Source organism: Mycobacteriales bacterium (assembly GCA_035504215.1).
Lineage (GTDB): Bacteria > Actinomycetota > Actinomycetes > JAFAQI01 > JAFAQI01 > DATAUK01.
In genome coordinates this window covers 1-2,229 of sequence record DATJSI010000093.1, presented here as the reverse complement: position 1 = coordinate 2,229, position 2,229 = coordinate 1, and the positions used below count along the sequence as shown (strand labels likewise).

The following is a 2,229-nucleotide window of genomic DNA, read 5'->3' as shown; positions in this document are numbered from 1 at the left end:
CCTCGCGAGCTGCACACGTTCCTCATGGAGTCCATCCGCCCGCTGCTGCCCGAGGGCTTTGACGTCGACAAGCACCTCACCCCCCGCTACCGACCGTGGCAGCAGCGCATCGCCGTCGTCAAGGACGGTGACCTGTTCGAGGCGCTGCGCGAGGGAAAAGCCTCGATCGTCACCGACACGATCGAGGCTTTCACCGAGCACGGGATTAAGGTCAGCTCCGGGGCGGAGATCCCGGCCGACATCGTGGTCAGCGCCACCGGCTTCAACCTGTCGGTCCTCGGCGACGTCGCATTCGCCGTCGACGGCGAGCCGGTCGACTTCACCGACCATGTCACCTGGCGCGGCATCATGATCAGCGGCCTGCCGAACATGACCTACACGTTCGGCTACTTCCGGCACAGCTGGACGCTGCGCGTAGACCTGGTCGGCGACCTGGTTGGCCGTCTGCTGGCAACGATGCGGGACAAGGGCGCCACCATGGTGGTTCCCGCCCTGCGATCGCAGGAGACGGACATGCCGCTGCTGCCGTGGTGCGATCCGGAGAACTTCAACCCCGGGTACGTGATGCGCTCGCAGCACGTCCTGTACAAGCAGGGCGATCACGAGCCGTGGACCCACATGCTGGAGCACGACCAAGAGCGCGAGATCCTGCCCGCGGTGGATCTCGACGACGGGACGCTCGTCTACAGCTGACCGCGCGGAAACCGCGTAAAATCTGGGTGGCGCGTGGGGCGCCTCCTGGTCCGCGGAAAGGGCTGAGCCCACCCATCGACGAGCAGCGCCACAGCGTACTGTTGAGACCCTCCTTTCGACCGGCGTCGCGGACCGGCCGGCACAGCGAAAGGAGGCTGCGGTGGCGACCTGCCTGACGTCCAGCGACGACCCGCGCGCCGACCAGGCGGCCGCCAGTCAGCTGCTGGCCGAGCATCCGGAGCTGCCCGGACACAACCTGTGCGCGGCCGCCGCGTGCGCGGATGTGGCCCAGGTGCGCCGTCACCTCGCCGGAAAGCCGACCGGGGCGAGAGTGACCGGCGGACCGCACGGCTGGTCGCCGCTGCTCGACGAGAGCGGACCGGCCTCGTCACCTGGGCCGCGTCCCGGGGCGCACCCAACGCGGTCGAATTGCTCGCCGCGGCCGGCTTCGACGTCAACGCGCTCGGCCGCAGCGACATCCCCAGCAACGAGCCGTGGCATACCGCCCTGCACGTCGCCGCCGAAAACGGCAACCTCGCCCTCGCCCGCACGCTGGTCGAGCTGGGAGCCGACCCCGACATCCGCGACAAGCACCACAAGTCCACCCCCCTCGGCTGGGCCCGGCACTTTGACCAGACAACTCTCGTCGAGCTGCTCGAGCCTCTCACGACGCCGGAGGAATGACCCGCAACGTGTTGATCTGCCCGTCCGGAGATTGACACGGTGCGTTTCACCTTGCCGCGGTCTGCCGTGCCCACACTGGGCACTTGTCGCGCCATGACGACTTGTCCCCACAAAAACGCACATTGCCGGGTGCGGGTTGACCCACGGAGGAAGACCAACAATGACCAACTCGGATGACTCACGTGAGCACATGGACGGCGCAAGCGGACCGCGGCAGCCTGGCCGGCCGATCGTGCCGGGCGTCAGCCGGCGCCGCTTCCTGCAGGTTACGGCGCTCGGCACCGCGGCGGCGGCGGCCGGCCTCACCGCCGGTACCGCGGCCGCCAGCGTCGGCGCCGCGGCGGCCAAGGGACTGCCCAAGGGGTGGACCGGGACCATCGCCGACGTGAAGCACGTGGTGATCCTCATGCAGGAGAACCGGTCCTTCGACCACTACTTCGGCACGCTGCGCGGAGTCCGTGGCTTCGGTGACAAGCAGATCCTCACCTACCAGAACGGGCGCACGATCTTCCAGCAGCCCGACGCGGCCCGCACTGACCTGGGCTACCTGCTCCCTTACAACCTCACCGACCAGACCGACGGCGACCTCGATCACTCCTGGGACGGTGACCACGCGGCCCGCAACGGCGGGCTGTGGAACAACTGGGTCGCGGCCAAGACCGAAGAGACGATGGGCTACTTCACCCGGGACGAGATCCCGTTCCAGTACGCGGTGGCCGACGCCTTCACGATCTGCGACGGCTACCACCAGGGGATCATGGCGCCCACCAGCCCGAACCGGATGTACTTCTGGACCGGCACGTCGTCCGGCTGGACCAGCAACCCGAACGACTACGAAGTCGACTTCGGCTC

At 68.1% G+C, this 2,229-nt stretch carries 3 protein-coding genes; all 3 read left to right on the top strand.

What is annotated here, in order from left to right; translation table 11 throughout:
- Positions 1-693, top strand: a 693-nt coding sequence (locus tag VME70_11680) for an NAD(P)/FAD-dependent oxidoreductase (GenBank protein HTW20858.1), incomplete at its 5' end; no start/stop codon positions are given.
- Positions 694-951: 258 nt separating this feature from the next.
- Positions 952-1,377: an ankyrin repeat domain-containing protein gene (locus tag VME70_11675; GenBank protein HTW20857.1), complete on the top strand. Its 426-nt coding sequence runs from the start codon at positions 952-954 to the stop codon at positions 1,375-1,377.
- Between the two features lie 160 nt (positions 1,378-1,537).
- On the top strand, positions 1,538-2,229 hold a 692-nt coding region (locus tag VME70_11670), incomplete at its 3' end, for an alkaline phosphatase family protein (GenBank protein HTW20856.1).